The organism is Citrobacter sp. Cf132, from assembly GCF_030333885.1.
In the GTDB taxonomy this organism is placed as follows: domain Bacteria; phylum Pseudomonadota; class Gammaproteobacteria; order Enterobacterales; family Enterobacteriaceae; genus Citrobacter; species Citrobacter freundii.
Genome location: NZ_JAOWFA010000037.1, coordinates 40554 through 58347 on the forward strand (window position 1 = coordinate 40554; position 17794 = coordinate 58347).

A 17794-nucleotide genomic window follows, 5' to 3' on the forward strand; every position below is an offset into this window, starting at 1 on the left:
CCGGCCTACTCGCGTAATACATTACAAGACTTTATGCGGACCGAAGCATTCGTAATGAATGTTCTCGTTTTTCACGCCCAGGCCGACCAGCTGCTTCGCGGCGAACTGCATGAAACCAACCGGACCGCACAGATAAAACTGCATCGCCGGATCGCTGATTGCGCTTTCCAGCTTGTTCAAATCCATCAGACCTACGCTATCAAACGCACCTTTCGCGCGATCGGCTTCGGTTGGCTCACGATACCAGGTGTGCGCACTAAAGCGTGGCAGCGTTTTGCCGAGTTCATTTACTTCATCAGCGAAGGCATGTACATCGCCATTTTCTGCCGCGTGGAACCAGTTAACCTGCGCCGTATGCTTCGCTTTCGCCAACGTGTCCAGCATCGCCAGCATTGGGGTTTGTCCCACTCCTGCGGAGATCAGAGATACCGGGGTGTCGGTCGCGACGTCCATAAAGAAATCGCCCGCAGGTGCGGCCAGGTGAACAACGTCGCCAACATTCGCATAGTTGTGCAGCCAGGTGGAAACCTGACCACCGTCTTCACGCTTAACGGCAATACGATAGCCTTTGCCATCAGGTTTACGGGTCAGTGAGTACTGACGAATTTCCTGATGCGGGAAACCTTCCGGCTTCAGCCAGACGCCCAGGTATTGTCCCGGATGATATTCAGCTACTGCGCCACCATCGACAGGTTCAAACTCAAAGCTGGTGATCAGTGCACTGCGTGGGGTTTTTGCCACGATGCGGAAAGGACGGGTACCTTCCCAGCCGCCATTTTTATTGGCATTTTCGCTATAGATTTGCGCTTCACGGTTGATGAAAACGTTCGCCAGTACGCCATACGCTTTACCCCACGCATCCAGAACTTCCTGGCCTGGGCTGAACATTTCGTCCAGCGTTGCCAGCAAATGACCACCCACGATGTTGTACTGCTCTGGTTTAATCTGGAAACTGGTATGCTTTTGCGCGATTTTCTCAACCGCTGGCAACAGCGCCGCCAGGTTTTCGATATTGCTGGCATACGCGGCAATCGCGTTAAACAGCGCCTCGCGCTGATCGCCATTACGCTGGTTACTCATGTTGAAAATTTCTTTCAGCTCTGGGTTATGCGTAAACATGCGATCATAGAAATGTGCGGTCAGCTTCGGACCTGTTTCAACCAGCAGGGGAATGGTGGCTTTCACTGTAGCGATGGTTTGTGCGTCAAGCATACGGTCTTCCTTTATCTGAGACTTTAATGATGTATGTCAAATACATCTTATAAAAAATACCCCTGCATTGTAAATGGTTCTTTGTAACTTTGCGTTGTAAAGGTTACATCGTGAAAAATCTGCATCACAAACCTGAAAAGAAATCCGTTGAAATTCAGCAGACCTTTGTTCTCCAAAGCCTTGCGTGCCGTGAAGGTAATCGTTTGCGTAAAATCCTTTGTCAAGACCTGTTATCGAAGAATGATTCGGTTATACTGTTGGCCGAAGTCCTAGGGACTGCCTTTTTAGGCCGAAATTCTATTGTTAGCTGAGTCAGGAGATGCGGATGTTAAAGCGTGAAATGAACATTGCCGATTATGATGCCGAACTGTGGCAGGCTATGGAGCAGGAAAAAGTACGTCAGGAAGAGCACATCGAACTGATCGCCTCCGAAAACTACACCAGCCCGCGTGTTATGCAGGCGCAGGGTTCTCAGCTGACCAACAAATATGCTGAAGGTTATCCGGGCAAACGCTACTATGGCGGTTGCGAGTACGTTGATATCGTTGAGCAACTGGCTATCGATCGTGCAAAAGAGCTGTTTGGCGCTGACTACGCTAACGTACAGCCGCACTCTGGTTCTCAGGCTAACTTCGCTGTTTACACCGCTCTGCTGCAACCGGGTGATACCGTTCTGGGTATGAACCTGGCACAAGGCGGCCACCTGACTCACGGCTCCCCGGTTAACTTCTCCGGCAAACTGTACAACATCATCCCTTACGGTATTGATGAGTCCGGCAAAATTGACTACGAAGACATGGCGAAGCAGGCCAAAGAGCACAAACCGAAGATGATCATCGGTGGCTTCTCTGCTTACTCCGGCGTTGTTGACTGGGCAAAAATGCGTGAAATCGCTGACAGCATCGGTGCATACCTGTTCGTCGATATGGCGCACGTTGCGGGGCTGATTGCCGCAGGCGTTTATCCGAACCCGGTTCCACATGCACACGTTGTGACCACCACCACCCACAAAACCCTGGCGGGTCCACGCGGTGGCCTGATCCTGGCGAAAGGCGGTGACGAAGAGCTGTACAAAAAACTGAACTCTGCTGTGTTCCCAAGCGCGCAGGGCGGCCCGCTGATGCACGTGATCGCAGCGAAAGCCGTGGCGCTGAAAGAAGCGATGGAGCCTGAGTTCAAGGTTTACCAGCAGCAGGTTGCTAAAAACGCTAAAGCGATGGTGGAAGTGTTCCTGAACCGTGGCTACAAAGTGGTTTCTGGCGGTACTGAAAACCACCTGTTCCTGCTGGATCTGGTTGATAAAAACCTGACCGGTAAAGAAGCTGATGCCGCGCTGGGCCGCGCTAACATCACCGTTAACAAAAACAGCGTACCGAACGATCCGAAGAGCCCGTTTGTGACTTCCGGTATCCGTATCGGTTCTCCGGCAATCACTCGCCGTGGCTTCAAAGAAGCGGAAGCGAAAGAGCTGGCTGGCTGGATGTGTGATGTGCTGGACAACATCAATGACGAAGCCGTAATCGAGCGCGTCAAAGGTAAAGTTCTGGATATCTGCGCACGCTTCCCGGTTTACGCGTAAGCCATACTGATTGCTGGATGGCGGTGTAAACACCTTATCCGGCCTACAGGTAACTCACATGTAGGCCGGGTAAACGAAGTGCCATCCGGCAGTTATATTGACTTAAGCAAGATTGTTTCATCGACTAAAGCCGCCATTGGTGGCTTTTTCTTTGCCTGAATCCATTTTCTCAATAAACGTATTTCTCGGCCCTGATTCAACGTTACTGCGCCGACAATCACGCCATCCTGCAGGTTAAACCATATTGCTTTATGCGCATCTGAATTGCCGCGTATGAACCAGCTTTCTCCCTGCATTTCGCCAACAAATTGTAGGTTGTCATTAAATTGGTCGGTCCAGAACCAGCCAGGTGTCTTCTCCGGCAACGGCAGATTTAGCATTGCGGCGGCGGCAATCTGTGCCTGAAAATTGGCATTTTCCCAGCTTTCTACCCGGCGCAGTGAACCGTCCGGTTGGCGAGTGAGCGCTACGTCACCGGCGGCGAAAATGTCCGGATCGGAGGTGGTGCAGGCGCTATCAACGATAATGCCGTTCGCCGTCTCCAGCCCCGCTTCGCGGGCCAGCGCATCATTGGCCACGATACCGATGCCGTAAACCATTGCATCGGCCAGTAGCGTCTCGCCGTTTTGCAGCGTCAGCGAGAGAAACTCTCCCGCTTCGGCGTGTTCAATGGCGCTGTTGAGTAACACCCGCACGCCCGCCTGCTGGTGGCGGGCAAGCAGGTAGTCGCGCACCGGAGCAGGCGCGTTACGGCCCATGACCGTTGGTGCCAGCTCCACCACTGTCACCTGACAGCCTCGTTGAGTCGCGCTGGCCGCCAGTTCCAGACCAATGGTGCCCGCACCGACAATGACAATCGACTTACCCGGCAACAAAGTGTCGCGCAGGCGCTCGGCATCAGCGGCATGACGCAGAGTAAAGCATCGATCGCCCAGCTTATCCAACAGCGGAAGGGGGCGTGCCGCAGCGCCCGTCGCAATCAGTAACCGATCCCATGGATAACTCTGCCCATCAGCCAGCACCAACTGATGCGTTTGGCGGCCGAGCGTCTGTACAGTAACACCCAGATGCAGCTGTACGTTGTGTTCCCGCCACCAGTCAGCGGGGAGTATCGGCTGAAGTTGCGGATTGTCGTCCAGCAGCATCGCTTTGGAGAGCGGTGGACGTTCATAGGGCTGATGCTGCTCATCGGAAAACAGGTGTAATTCGCCGTCAAATCCCTGCTGGCGCAGTGCGGCAGCAGCCATAGCAGCAGCCTGGCCGCCGCCGACGATAGCGATAGTTTTTTGGTTCATAACGCCTCCTCAGAGATCCAGTCCGGCGGCAACGTGACGAATACCGCGAATACCCAGACCGGCGTCGGCATTGATCATTACGCCACTTAATGTGCGGTTGTTGCGTTTTGACGCCAGCATCACATACGGGCCGGTAAAATCCGCAGGTTCAGGGAAGAACTGTAGCGGCAAAATAGCGGCGATTTTTTCCGGTGTCAGCGACTGCATAATCGATGTATCGTTTTGTCCCAACGCCTGCGGGCCGCGTAGATCTGTCGCCATACCGCACGGACCGACACCGTTAACACGTACCTTTGGCGCCAGCTCGTAGGCCAACTGGCGAATCAGCCCGGTAGCTGCATGTTTAGAGGCGGTATACAACGGCCCGCCGCCGCCGGGATACCACGACGCATTGGACAGGGTAAAGATGATGCTGCCTTCGCTGGCGATAAGTGCCGGGGCGCAGGCTTTCGCCCCCAGCAGATAACCCAGCACGTTGACGTTAAACAGCTCATGAAAGCCGCTCTCCAGTGCGTCTGCAGGCGTATTGACCAGCGAGGCGTTGTGATCCCATATGCCCGCATTACCGATAAAACAGTCCAACGTACCGTAATTCATCAGGATTTGATCCACCGTGCGCTGATAGTCGGCGTAGCAGGTGACGTTGCCTTCCACAGCCAGCACATGTTCGCCAAAGCGCTGACGCAGACTGGCAACTTTAGCTGGCGACAGTTCCAGCGTGGCGACCCGCGCACCTTCTTCGATGAAACGCTCGACCAGCGCCAGGCCAAGACCGGAGCCGCCGCCAGTGATAAAGACCACGTTATCGCGTAAATCGCTCATCTGGCGTCCTCCGGAATATCAACAAACACATCGCTACCGTCCACATATACTGCGTAGGTGGTTAGCGGATCGGTGGCGGGTAAACACAACGCCTTGCCGGTTTTCAGGCAGAAGCTGGCGGCATGCAGTGGGCATTCCACCGTAGCGTCTTCTTCCAGATAGCCTTCCGACATCGAGGCGTTACCGTGGCTACAGCGATCGTTAATGGCATAGAACTCGCCGCCAACATTGAACAGCGCGATGACGGGCGAGGTATCAAGCCGGAGCGCTTCACCCTCCGGCAAATCCCCTACAGGGCAGGCAAATACACGGCTCATCAGAACAGTACACTCAGGTTATGGGAGGTGATCACCGCTTGATCCAGCACGATCTCACGCGCCAGTAAGCGCCACTCATCGCCGGGCAAACGACGGACTTTGTCCACGCGCGTGCCGACGTAAAACGTCTCGTCCCGCTCTTTTTGCGCGCGATACAGCAGATAGTTGAGGCGCACGGCGAACACGTCGGGCACGTCGGTTTCGCTGATTTGTAAGTTGCTAATCAGATGACGGGTACGCGACGGCGGTTCTTCCGCCCAGGCCATGCCGGTTTCCAGCCGCGCGATACGACGTTCGAGCTGGTCTTTGTTGTCGTTGAAAATCCAGGTGGTCGGCGGCTGCACGCCTTTGCGACGGTCGCGCGTCTGGGCGTTCACCGTGGTACGCATGGTGTAGCGAATGTCGTCATCCAGCTGCGCCAGCCAGTCGCGAAACTGCCAGTCGTCGAGCATACGCGCTTCTTCATACAGAAACTGGCTGATGCGATGATGCAGTTCAAGAGAAACTAAAGCGCTCATTTCATCACCTCCTGCTGGTAGGCGGCGGTTTTCTTGTGCACTTCCTGCCAGCTTTCGCTGCTGAGCAAATCGGCCCAGCGTTGGTACATGCCACGCGCGGCGGTTTCCGAAAAGATGTAGTTGGTGATCCCCGGAATGCCGTCTTCACGACGTTTCTCCTGGCCAAGCCCCATTTCCAGACACAATTTCGTGTTGCGTGCGCGATGACCTTTCAGCAGTTTTTGAATTTCACACCAGTTTTCCGAGTCGTCCTGCTCCAGGAACCCGGCGGGGCCAAAAGCCCGCGTGGCGCTGTTTTCAAACGCGGCTTTCACTTCATCAGAGGCGGCTTTATCGGTAATACAGAACGCCCACACCTCAACCTGATCCGGCCCACGCGGGTGCCAGACGCGCAGCGTGGCGGTACCGTTGAGCCAGGAAAGCGTTGGGAAAATGTTGTTGTGACCGGCCAGACGCAGGGCGCGAACTTTACCCAGACGCTGCTCGGCTTCCGCGTAGGTGTCGCGGTAGTAGCTGGAGACCTCACCGTCGACCCAGACGTTGGCATCGGGATTCTCAGTAAAGAAAAATCCGCTGCCGTGCCCATCCTGACCGAACTGTAGCGCGTCTTTGGCGGTTTCCCACACCGGGCGGGCGGTCTGACCATCGCCGAGGCGCTTATCGCTACCGTCGTCTTTCGCTCCCAGCACCTGCACCGCAGAGGCATGGCTGAACAGCGCGTGATACTGGTCGCTGGCAAACTGTTCGGCGGGGAATTTCCAGTTACAATCGATGGTCCACTTTTGTACGCCACCGACGATTTCGGTGCCGCCTTCACGACGATCGAGTACGCCGTCGAGATACCAGGCGATATCGCCGAGATAATCGCCAAGCGCAGGCGCGGAGGTATCCCAGTTACCGAAAATCAGTCCCTTGTAGCTCTCTACGCCAGGCACTTCGTTCAGCCCCCAGTGCGATTTGCATAAACCTTGCGGATAAGCGCGGCTCCAGCGGGACGTCGATCAGCTCGCCGTTAATACCGTACGACCAGCCGTGATACGGGCAGGTAAAGGCGCGGGTATTGCCGCAGTCGGCGTAGCTGACGCGCATCGCACGGTGGCGACACTGGTTGAGAAACGCTTTGATGCTGCCGTCTTTCTGGCGAACCACCACCACCGCATCCTCGCCCATGTAGGTGTTAAAAAAATCACCGGGTTTAGGGATTTGGCTTTCGTGGGCGAGAAATAGCCAGCAGCGTCCGAAGATGCGTTCCAGCTCCAGTTGGTAAATTTCAGGGTCGGTATAAATTCGTGGGGTTACGCGACCGTTTTGCGTGTCGATCAGTTGGTAGATGTCTAAATTTGAGGGTGTGGTCATATTTTTTAATCCTGAAAGCTAAGATGTATTGACCTTCTTTTTTTGTACCCTAAGGATGTTGCTGGTTAGTTATCAATCTGTGAAATAGTTAATTTCTACCAGTTGAGACATTTTTTCGATAACAAGGAGAAGGGCATGGAACTGAGGCACTTACGCTATTTCGTAGCAGTGGCGCAGGCGCTGAATTTCACCCGAGCGGCAGAAAAGCTGCATACCTCTCAGCCGTCATTAAGCAGCCAGATCCGCGATCTTGAAACCTGCGTGGGCGTTCCGTTGCTGGTGCGGGATAAACGAAAAGTTGCGCTGACGGCGGCCGGTGAGTGCTTTTTACAGGATGCGCTGGCGATCCTCGAACAGGCGGAAAACGCCAAAGTTCGTGCCCGTAGAACGGTGCAGGAAGATAATCATTTCTCCATTGGCTTTGTTCCTTCCGCAGAGGTCAATCTGTTGCCGAAGGTGCTGCCTTTGTTTCGTTTAAAACAACCGGATACGCACATTGAACTGGTGAGTCTGATCACCACCGAGCAGGAAGAGAAAATCCTCAGCGGAGAGCTGGACGTTGGCTTAATGCGCCACCCGGTGTACAGCCCGGATCTCGATTATCTGGAGCTGATTCATGAGCCGTTGGTAGTTGTGTTACCGGTGAATCATCCGTTAGCTGATGAGCAGGCAATCTCCGCAGAACAACTACACGGCGTGAATTTTGTCAGCACCGATCCGGCCTATTCCGGCGCGTTAGCGATGATTGTCAAAAACTGGTTTCAGCAGCAAAAAAGCCAGCCTAACATTGTGCAAGTGGCAACCAACATTCTGGTGACCATGAACCTGGTCGGCATGGGGTTGGGGGTGACTTTGATACCCGGTTATATGAATAATTTTAATACCGGACAGGTGGTTTTTCGGCCAATTATTGGTGATGTCCCAACCATCGCGTTGCTGATGGCGTGGAAAAAAGGATCGCTCAAACCGGCACTGACCGATTTTATCGCCACGGTACATGAACGTTTGGCCGTGAGTCTGACGGTGTAATGGTTACAACTCGCTGAGCTGTGACTCGACATACAGATAGCCAATTCCCATGAGTTGCTGGGCACGATTGAGCTGGCCGAAGCTTATCTGAGTCGCTCTGGCGCGCGGGTTATCACCGTGATCAAACGGGTTAAACCCAGTTTGCTGCACCAAGGTATTGAGCCAGCTATCGCCAAAAGCACAGCTACGACCGTATAACCATATCTGATTAATATTCAGTATATTCAGAAAGTTATATAAACTAAGCCCAATGGCGCTGGCGGCATGCTCGGCCCAGGCCTGAATACGAACATCACCGTTCTGCCAGGCAGTAATAAGCTGGTCGGTGGTGAGTGTTTCCGGATCGTAAAGGGACGTCGGCTGCGATTTCATCCACACGCGGGCCTGTTTTTTCAACGCGCTCAATGATGCCACCGTTTCCAGACAGCCATAGCGACCGCAGTCACAGGCAATTCCATCGGGATGAACGATGGTGTGTCCAATCTGGCCGCTGCCATACAGACTACCGCGCCAGATATTGTCGTTAATCACAAACGATGAGCCGATACCGTAATCAACGTTAATCACGCAAAAATCACCGTTAGCCGCTGGGTTTTGCCATTTTTCGGCCAGCGCCAGCATCACGCAGTCATTGTCCAGGCGGACCTGTACGCCAAGCATCTCTTCCAGCAGATATTTTATTTCCACCGGTGTTTTCCACGGGGCCTGGGGCATGGTTTTTGATGCGCCGGTGATCGGATCAACCTGGCCGTGAACGCCGAGTGCCAGATTAATCGTGACCTCGGGAAATTGTCGACGGTATTCCCGCCAGTGTGCAGCCAGGGCTGACAGCAGCGCTTTGGGGGTTTCCGGCTTAATGACCTCATGACGCCAGTCGCCGATGGCAACCAGCCGTGCGTCCGCCAGTTGGCTGGTGATACTGGTAGGGGTGACGTTGATACATAGCGTCCATGCGCCTTTTTCTGGCAAATGATAGCTGCCGCTGCTCAAACCGCGCTGGCTTAAGGTTTTTCGCGAATGACTGATCCTCCCCTCATCCATTAGCTCTTCGAGGATATTGCTGACCGCCGGGATCGACAGGCTGGTGAGCTGCGCCAGCTGTGACTTGCTGAGCTGCTTTTCCCGCCACAGGTGCGACAAAAAGATCTGCTTATTCGCCTGACGAACCCTGGCGTTGTTGAACCCCGAACGCTGCATTCACTTAACTCCCTTAACTATATTGCGTGAGCATTGCGCATTTTAGCGCCACTTAACTGCCGCAGAATAGCATCAAGTTGAATTTTTACTTTTGCTTATTGAGTGGAGAGCGGCATGTACGGTTCAGTTAAAGTCTGGCAAGAAACGATAACCCTCCCAACGTGGACGGCGGGTGAAGAAGATGTCAACCCAATGTTTCTGGAAAAGCGGGTTTACCAGGGATCTTCTGGCGCGGTGTATCCGTATGGCGTGATTGATACGCTGACCGGCAAACGTGAAATGCGCGACTATCAGGCGGTGTGGATGGAGAATGACTTCATTCGCGTCATGCTGTTGCCGGAGTTAGGCGGGCGTATTCATCGAGCGTATGACAAAGTACAGCAACGCGATTTTGTCTACTACAACGAAGTGGTGAAGCCCGCTCTGGTTGGTTTGCTTGGGCCGTGGATCTCTGGTGGCATTGAATTTAACTGGCCGCAGCATCATCGCCCAACCACTTTTATGCCAGTCGATTTTACGCAGCAGCAGGGTGAGCATGGCGAATATACCGTATGGATGGGTGAGGTAGAACCTATGCGCGGTTTACAGGTGATGACCGGATTTACGCTGTATCCGGATCGCGCCCTGATCGAGATAACCGGGAAGGTGTTTAACGGTAACGCTACGCCGCGCCATTTTTTATGGTGGGCGAATCCAGCGGTGAAGGGCGGCGACGATCACCAGAGCGTGTTTCCGCCGGATGTGACCGCAGTATTTGACCACGGTAAGCGTGATGTTTCTGCGTTTCCTATCGCCACCGGCACATACTATAAAGTGGACTACTCGGCTGGCGTGGATATCTCGCGCTACAAAAACGTGCCGGTACCGACCTCCTACATGGCTGAAAAATCAGATTATGATTTTGTTGGCGCATGGCATCACGGTGAGCGAGGCGGGCTGCTACATGTGGCTGACCACCACGTTTCGCCAGGGAAAAAACAGTGGACCTGGGGCTATGGCGACTTTGGCGTTGCCTGGGATCGTAACCTTACCGATGACAACGGTCCTTATATTGAACTGATGACCGGGGTCTTTACTGACAACCAGCCGGATTTCACCTGGCTTGCGCCGTACGAAGAGAAAGTCTTCGTACAAAACTTCCTGCCCTACAGCGAACTGGGCATGGTGCAAAACGCCAGTACGCAGTTGGCGCTTCGTCTGGTACGTGAGAGTAACCAGCTTTCTGTGGGCGTTTATGCCATTGCGCCGCTGCACGACGTGCAGATTACCCTTTCTGCCGATGGACAACCGTTCTATGAGCATACGCTGACCCTGGAGCCCGGACAAAGCTGGCTGGCTGATGTGTCTGATGATAATCATGCGCGGGTAACGATAACTGTCACTGGCGCCGATGGCACTACGCTTTTGCAGTACGAAGAGCACATCGCGCAAGAGTTACCACTGCCATCGGCGGCCGTCGCGCCAGCGCTGCCAGAAGCGCTTTCTAATACCGATGAACTCTATTTTATTGGTCAGCATCTGGAGCAGTACAACCATGCCAGCCGCTATGCCGAAGATTATTATCGCCGCGCGCTGGACGTTGATCCGCTGGACTACCGCAATAATGTGGCCCTGGGGACGCTGGCGCTAAACCGCGCGGACTGGGCGCTGGCGGCACAATGTGCCGGCAAGGCGCTGGAGCGGGCGCATAAGCTCAATAAAAATCCGCGTGATGGCGAGGCGAGTATGCTGCTGGCCGCCGCACAGGAACGTCAGGGCGATGATGACAGCGCGTGGGATAATTATTATAAGGCCAGCTGGAGCGGCAACTGCCGGGATGCGGCTTTCTGGTCGTTAGCGCGTCTGGCGATGAAGCGTCAGGACTACGCTGGCGCATTGGAAAAGGTGGAGCAGAGCCTGCGCTTTAACGGCAGTAATAACCTGGCGATGGGATTGAAAGCGCTGGCGCTGGCAAAGCTTGATCGCAATGCGCAAGCGCTGGACTACATTCGCCAACAGCTGGTGGATTATCCGCTGAGCTATACCCTGCACTATGCGCGCTGGGCTATCTGCCAGGACGAGGCGACAGCGCTTGCGCTGATCTCGATTACCGGGCGTCGCGGGACCAACGCGTGTGAACTGGCAGGCTGGCTGACCTCTTTGGGGCAAAAGGATGCTGCCCGTGGCGTGCTGGAACTGCTCGACAGCCAGGAAACGCTGCCGATGCTGTGGCGCGCCTCGCTGAGCGATAATCCACAACCCTTCATTGAACGTGCTCGTGAGTGTCTGCAAAACCGCGTGCGTTTCCCCAATACGCTGGATGAAGTGCAGATGCTGCAAACTCTTGAGCAAAGCGCTTTTGCCCGCTATTTACTCGGCTGTTTCTGGTACAGCAAACGGCGTTATGCCGAGGCGGTTTCCTGCTGGCAGTTCACGCTTGCGCAGGAAGCGGATTTCGCTCCGGCGCATCGTTTACTGGGGATTTACGCCTGGAACAAACTGCACGATGCGCAGCAGGCGAAACAGTATCTGTCGCAAGCCGTGGCGCTGGAGCCGCAAAATGCCCGCTTCCTGTTTGAACTCGACTATCTCAACAAGCTGATGGCACAACCGGCTGAACAGCGCCTGCAGCGGCTGGAAGCCAGTAAAGAGATTGTCTTCCTGCGTGATGATCTGACGGTGGAACTGCTCAGCTTGTGGAATGGGTTGGGGCGCTATGACGATGCCGCCGCAGTATTACGTGAGCGGGTGTTCCATCCGTGGGAAGGCGGTGAAGGTAAAGCCACCGGGCAATATCTGCTTAATCAATTACATCGCGCGCTGGCTGCCGTGCAGTCCGGCGACCCGCAAACTGCTATTACGCAACTGCAACAGGCGCTGCACTATCCGCAAAACCTCGGGGAAGGCCGTTTGCCAGGGCAAACGGATAACGACATCTGGTATTTGCTGGGGTATTGCGCGCAGCTGCAAGGCCATTTCGAAGAATCTCAGCGCTACTTCTCCCGTGCGACGCGCGGCGGAAGCTCACTGGATGCCGGACGTTACTATAACGACCAGCCAGTGGACTATCTCTTCTGGCAGGGTATGGCGCAGAGAAAACTTGGCGATGATGCAGAGGCGGACGCTCTGTTCAATAGCTTCCTGCAATGGGTTGAGTCGCATCACGACAACGTGCCGGATGTCGATTTCTTTGCCGTATCGCTACCCGACCTGGTGGTGCTGGATACCTCAGCACAAGCAAAACACCAGCAACACTGCCTGTTTATCAATGCGCTCGGGCATCTGGGGCTAGGAAATAGCGCCGCCTGTCAGCGTGAACTTGATGAACTCCTGCAACTCAATCCGGCACATGACAAGGCATTACTGCTGCGTCACGCCATTAACGTAAGGCTTTTCCAGTAACACTCGAAACGGGTGGGGGATAACCTCACCCGAAACCTACTGTACCCTGCGTTTCCCTGAAAGAGGAATCATAATGAATAACGCGCAGACACATTTAAAGATTGGTTACGTCTGGACTATCTGCCTGGTTGCGGCCTGCGGAGGTTTACTGTTTGGCTATGACTGGGTGGTGATCGGCGGGGCAAAACCCTTCTATGAAGCATATTTCTCGATTACCGATCCGGCGCAATCCGGCTGGGCGATGAGTTCCGCGCTGGTTGGTTGTATCTTTGGCGCACTGATTTCCGGCTGGTGCGCCGATAAATTTGGCCGAAAAATGCCGCTGATTCTTTCAGCGATCCTGTTTAGCGCTTCTGCTTGGGGAACTGCCGTCGCCAGCAATTTCGACATGTTTATTGTCTATCGCATTGTGGGTGGCGTGGGGATTGGTCTGGCGTCTGCGCTAAGTCCGCTGTATATCGCCGAGGTCAGCCCCGCTGAAAAGCGTGGTCGCTTTGTTGCCGTTAACCAGCTCACCATCGTCATTGGCGTGCTGGCGGCGCAGCTTATCAACCTGATGATTGCCGAACCTGTTGCCACAGGCGCTACGCAGCAGGCAATTGTTGAAAGCTGGAACGGTCAGACAGGCTGGCGCTGGATGTTTGGTGCTGAATTAGTGCCTGCGGTAATTTTCCTGGTGCTGATGTTCTTTGTACCTGAATCGCCGCGCTGGCTGGTGAAAGCGGGCAAAGCCGATCGTGCGCGTGCCATGCTGCAGCGCATTGGTTCGGCGGAATATGCCGGGCAAACGCTGAAAGAGATTGAACATACGCTGCAAAAAGATAATCACAAGGTCGCGTGGTCAACGCTGTTACAACCGCAGATCAAACCGATCGTGATTATTGGCATGGTGCTGGCAGTGTTCCAGCAGTGGTGTGGGATCAACGTTATTTTCAACTATGCGCAGGAGATCTTCGCCTCTGCCGGATTCGACATCAACGGTACGTTAAAATCGATCGTGGCGACAGGGATCATCAATCTGGTCTTTACCCTTGCCGCTCTGCCGTTAGTGGACAAAATTGGCCGTCGTAAATTGATGCTGTTCGGCGCGTCAGGATTGACGGTTATCTACGTACTGATTGCCGGGGCGTACGGGTTGGGCATTATGGGCTGGCCGGTTCTGGTTCTGGTGCTGGCGGCAATCGCGATTTATGCTCTGACGCTGGCGCCGGTGACCTGGGTGCTGCTATCAGAAATTTTTCCCAACCGCGTGCGCGGGCTGGCAATGTCGCTGGGGACGTTGGCGCTGTGGATTGCTTGTTTCCTGCTGACCTATACCTTCCCGCTGCTCAATGCGAGTCTGGGCGCGTCGGGAAGCTTCCTGCTGTACGGTGTGATTTGCGCGATGGGCTTCATCTATGTTCTGCGTAATGTACCGGAAACCAAAGGCGTGACGCTGGAAGCGCTGGAAGAACAGCTGGCGGCGCAGCATACAAAAGTTGGTGCATCAACCCAACCGCGAAGCGCCCGCTAATGGATGGTCTGCTGACGCTACAAAACGCACATCTGCGGATGTGCGTCGATCCGCAGGGCGGTTCTCTATTAAGCCTGGTTTCGTTACAACATCAACAGGCCATTTTACGCGAAGGTCATGGTCAGCGGCCTGGTGATTGCGGCCTGTTCCCGATGCTGCCGGTCGCGAATCGGGTGGCGGGAAATCGTTTTATGCTGCGCGGTGAAGAGGTGGTTTTACCTCAGCATGGCGCAGACGACACTTTCTTCCTGCACGGTGACGGCTGGCTGCAACGCTGGCAGATTATTACCGCTACCCAAAGCGGCTGTTTGCTGCAGTTGCGCAGTTGGCACCCCTGCGGCTACGACTATACGGCGCAGCTTTGCTATCAACTGGAAACCTCAAGCCTGCACGCCTCGTTGACGCTCACTCATTGCGGTGAACAGCCAATGATTTACGGCTGTGGGTTCCATCCGTTTTTCGCCTTTGATAAGCGCAGCACGGCGCAGTTCACTGCCAGCGGTTACTGGCCGGAGGGGGAACAGCATCTGCCGCTGGAATGGCAATGCGATATCCCTTCAGCGGCGGATTTCATGCATGCGCAATACGGTGAGAATAGCTGGCTGAATGTCGGATATTCTGGCTGGAGCGGGCGGGCCGTTATTCAGCGGGATGTGATGAAAGTCACGATTTTAGCGCAAACTCCGTGGTTGATGCTGTTCAGAATGTCGGGTGAGGAGTTCCTGTGCCTGGAGCCGCAAACGCATCCGGTGAATGCCCACAACATGCAGGGGCAGCCGGGATTGCAGGTTTTAGCGCAGGGAGAACGCTGCCATTTTGCGATGCAAATTAGCGTCGAATAGGGCAAAAATCATGTTATCTGCCTGTTAATGCTCTCTTGCGCCAGCCTGCGTTTGTCGCCAGACTATCGCCTCCAAACGGGAGGGATTCATGGCTTTGCATTCCACGCGCTGGCTGGCGCTCGGTTATTTCACCTACTTCTTTAGCTACGGTATCTTTCTGCCTTTCTGGAGCGTCTGGCTCGAAGGGTTAGGGCTGACGCCGGAAACCATCGGTTTACTGCTGGGCGCGGGGCTGATTGCCCGTTTTCTCGGTAGCTTGCTGATTGCACCGCGTGTGAGCGATCCCTCTCGGCTGATCTCAGCGTTACGTATTCTGGCCTTATTGACGTTGGTGTTTGCGCTGGCCTTCTGGGCGGGGACCAACGTGGCGTGGCTGATGGTGGTGATGGTCGGCTTTAACCTGTTTTTCTCGCCGCTGGTGCCGCTGACCGACGCACTGGCCAACACCTGGCAAAAACAGATAACCATGGATTACGGTCGGGTGCGACTGTGGGGATCCGTGGCCTTTGTGATCGGCTCTGCGTTGACCGGCAAACTGGTGAGCCTGTTCGACTATCGGGTGATCCTGGTCCTGTTATCGCTTGGCGCCGCCTCAATGCTGCTGGGCATGATGATTCGCCCGAGCGTGCAGCCAGCGGGTGAAAACCGTCAGCAGGAGAGCGCAGGATGGCCCGCCTGGCGCGCGCTAATAACCCAAAGCTGGCGCTTTCTGGCCTGCGTGAGTCTGCTGCAGGGCGCGCATGCAGCTTATTACGGTTTCAGCGCCATTTACTGGCAGTCTGCCGGGTATTCCGCTTCGGCGGTGGGCTATTTATGGTCATTAGGCGTGGTGGCGGAAGTGATTATTTTTGCGCTCAGCCACAAGCTGTTCCGCCGCTTTAGCGCTCGCGATCTTCTGCTGCTTTCCGCCGTTTGCGGCGTGGCGCGTTGGGGTCTGATGGGCTGGAGCACAGAGCTGCCATGGCTGATTGTGGTGCAAATCCTGCATTGCGGAACGTTTACCGTCTGCCACCTGGCGGCGATGCGTTACATTGCTGCGCGACAGGGCAGTGAAGTGATTCGTCTCCAGGCGGTATATTCTGCGGTGGCGATGGGCGGCAGTATCGCCATCATGACCGTTTTCGCCGGCTATCTATACCAGAACCTGGGCAGCGGCGTATTCTGGGTGATGGCGCTGGTGGCGCTACCAGCTATCGTTCTGCGCCCGAAAGTGGTGGCGCAGCCTGCGACGTTATGATTCAAGGATTTTGCGGATTTGCTGCTGCTGGTGAGACGTAAGCGCCAGATCCGCATGAATCAGCGGGGGAGAAAACAGCGGTAGCGGCGTGGTGTACGGTGTAATAATCAGCGTTACGCCACGCGGCGCTCCCTCTTTTTGAAAGTCCTGCATCGGCATATGCTTTACGTTGAGCGGCAGCAGCGTCAGTTCGCGCAGCTGTTGCTCTATATGCGCTTCAAGTTGTTCGTTACTACCGGTCAGCAGGATAATCTGCTTTTCGTGCAAATCCTTCTCCTGCATCAGTCAGGCGCCGAAAATAACGGCGACCAGGCCGATCTCTTCTTCTGAAAACTGGACATCGTATTCCGCTTCAAAGCCGTGAATCGCCTCGCGGGTAGTTCGAACCAGCCGGGGATAAAGTCGGCTGAACTCCTCCGGTAGCGTGTTATCAATGCCGATGGCAAACACGCTGCGGTTCAGTGCCTGGGCCAGGTGGATATACAACTGGTCATTCAGCCCTTGCTCGTCGCTGAAGCGCACGTTGCCATACTCGCGAAAACGCAACACCAGCCGCGCAATAGCAAGGCGCAAGCGGCGATCCTGCTGGTGATTATCGCGGATCGGGTCGGGGATGCGGATCATTGAGAATAACAACGCCATAAACAGCGATTCGCCCAGCGGCGCACTTTGCATGACGTGGCGCTGCCAGTGGCGGCCAATTTCCTCGGCGAGCGGATACTCCGCGCAGGATTGCGCCCACCGTTGCTGGAGTGGATTAAACTCCGGGGTGATCCCCGCGTGGTGCTGTAGCAGACAATATTGTAAATACAAGCGCAGGAACTGGATGTCACGACACTCAAACGGCTTCTGTAAGCGCCGGGAGCACAGATTGATGAGCGCATGCAGATTGGTGTCGTCATACAGAGTACGTGCGATACCTTGTTGTTTAAGAGCAATTTTTAAAGTGGGCGTGAAATGCTGAGCGATAAAAGTAGGGCAAATCCGCAGGCCACGGCGCAGCCACTGCAACAGACACAGACGCTGATTTAGCGGGGTTCCTTCGATCGCATAGCCACCATTCTGCGCGGTGGCTATCGTGAGCCGGTGATAGCGCTGGATTTCGAGCCCTGCGCCAATAATATCTTCCTGAACCGTGGCATCATCGACACCGTTGAGGCTGCTGAAGGTTTGTGTAGTCGCGATTTGCCCCGGCAGGAAAAGCGTCAGCAGAACCTGGCAACGGCGCTGGGGAGCGGAAAGTACAGATGGCGGAGCAAGCGTTGACATCATCTGTAGGGTCTCCCGTAAGTATGTTTGATAAGAATAGCTAAAGTTTGCTCATAGATTTGAGGAATGGAATGCTTTCCACCAGGAATGCTGGAGAGCGTCACAGAATTTTTAACGTGCGGAACAGATAGCGGGAGTGGAACGCAGCGCGTTAATCCGTTTTTTCACTGTTTTATCTTTTTGTTGAGATATAAAAAATGCCAGAGGGGGAATGCTGGCGGAGGGAG

At 54.8% G+C, this 17794-nt stretch carries 12 protein-coding genes and 2 pseudogenes; 6 read left to right on the forward strand and 8 right to left on the reverse strand.

Annotated elements, in window-relative coordinates:
- Positions 1-21 precede the first annotated feature (21 nt).
- A complete protein-coding gene (hmpA, locus tag OGV85_RS03475) occupies positions 22-1212 on the reverse strand; it encodes an NO-inducible flavohemoprotein (RefSeq protein WP_049002473.1) in 1191 nt (396 codons plus the stop codon).
- A 325-nt stretch (positions 1213-1537) separates the two neighbouring features.
- Here hmpA and glyA point away from each other — a divergent pair, with 325 nt between their 5' ends.
- Positions 1538-2791 (forward strand): serine hydroxymethyltransferase, encoded by a 1254-nt coding sequence (gene glyA, locus OGV85_RS03480; protein WP_003037627.1) that lies wholly within the window; start codon positions 1538-1540, stop codon positions 2789-2791.
- Between the two features lie 92 nt (positions 2792-2883).
- Here the strand turns inward: glyA and hcaD are convergent, their stop codons facing one another.
- From hcaD to hcaE, 5 genes and pseudogenes are all read right to left on the reverse strand, one after another.
- Entirely contained in the window at positions 2884-4086 is a 1203-nt protein-coding gene (gene hcaD / locus OGV85_RS03485; protein WP_061547740.1) for a phenylpropionate dioxygenase ferredoxin reductase subunit, read from the reverse strand.
- A gap of 9 nt (positions 4087-4095) precedes the next feature.
- The gene (gene hcaB / locus OGV85_RS03490; RefSeq protein WP_061547739.1) at positions 4096-4908 is read right to left on the reverse strand and encodes a 3-phenylpropionate-dihydrodiol/cinnamic acid-dihydrodiol dehydrogenase; all 813 of its coding nucleotides are present in this window, start codon (positions 4906-4908) and stop codon (positions 4096-4098) included.
- Positions 4905-5225: a 3-phenylpropionate/cinnamic acid dioxygenase ferredoxin subunit gene (hcaC, locus tag OGV85_RS03495; RefSeq protein WP_003838408.1), complete on the reverse strand. Its 321-nt coding sequence runs from the start codon at positions 5223-5225 to the stop codon at positions 4905-4907. Before hcaC ends, hcaB begins: the two co-directional genes overlap by 4 nt.
- Entirely contained in the window at positions 5225-5743 is a 519-nt protein-coding gene (gene hcaF, locus OGV85_RS03500; protein WP_016150770.1) for a 3-phenylpropionate/cinnamic acid dioxygenase subunit beta, read from the reverse strand. The genes hcaC and hcaF overlap by 1 nt, the downstream gene beginning before the upstream one ends.
- Positions 5740-7099: pseudogene (gene hcaE, locus OGV85_RS03505) on the reverse strand (3-phenylpropionate/cinnamic acid dioxygenase subunit alpha). The gene hcaF and the pseudogene hcaE overlap by 4 nt, the downstream one beginning before the upstream one ends.
- Before the next feature lie 135 nt (positions 7100-7234).
- Between hcaE and hcaR the strand changes: the two are divergent.
- Positions 7235-8128: a DNA-binding transcriptional regulator HcaR gene (hcaR, locus tag OGV85_RS03510; protein WP_003037638.1), complete on the forward strand. Its 894-nt coding sequence runs from the start codon at positions 7235-7237 to the stop codon at positions 8126-8128.
- Between the two features lie 3 nt (positions 8129-8131).
- Here the strand turns inward: hcaR and OGV85_RS03515 are convergent, their stop codons facing one another.
- Positions 8132-9325 carry an ROK family transcriptional regulator gene (locus OGV85_RS03515; RefSeq protein ID WP_003037640.1) on the reverse strand — a complete coding sequence of 398 codons (1194 nt, stop codon included), beginning with the start codon at positions 9323-9325 and terminating at the stop codon, positions 8132-8134.
- A gap of 114 nt (positions 9326-9439) precedes the next feature.
- On the opposite strand from OGV85_RS03515, the gene OGV85_RS03520 reads away from it, so the two are divergent.
- From OGV85_RS03520 to OGV85_RS03535, 4 genes are all read left to right on the forward strand, one after another.
- A complete protein-coding gene (locus OGV85_RS03520) occupies positions 9440-12706 on the forward strand; it encodes a DUF5107 domain-containing protein (protein WP_286553012.1) in 3267 nt (1088 codons plus the stop codon).
- Positions 12707-12779: 73 nt separating this feature from the next.
- Positions 12780-14219: a sugar porter family MFS transporter gene (locus OGV85_RS03525; protein ID WP_003838420.1), complete on the forward strand. Its 1440-nt coding sequence runs from the start codon at positions 12780-12782 to the stop codon at positions 14217-14219.
- Positions 14219-15061 (forward strand): aldose 1-epimerase, encoded by an 843-nt coding sequence (locus tag OGV85_RS03530; protein WP_061547737.1) that lies wholly within the window; start codon positions 14219-14221, stop codon positions 15059-15061. The genes OGV85_RS03525 and OGV85_RS03530 overlap by 1 nt, the downstream gene beginning before the upstream one ends.
- 88 nt (positions 15062-15149) lie before the next feature.
- Positions 15150-16298, forward strand: coding sequence for a 3-phenylpropionate MFS transporter (locus OGV85_RS03535; RefSeq protein ID WP_003037650.1), 1149 nt, complete (start codon positions 15150-15152; stop codon positions 16296-16298).
- Here OGV85_RS03535 and csiE read toward each other — a convergent pair.
- Positions 16293-17570: pseudogene (gene csiE, locus OGV85_RS03540) on the reverse strand (stationary phase inducible protein CsiE). The gene OGV85_RS03535 and the pseudogene csiE sit on opposite strands and share 6 nt — an antisense overlap.
- Positions 17571-17794: the final 224 nt, after the last annotated feature.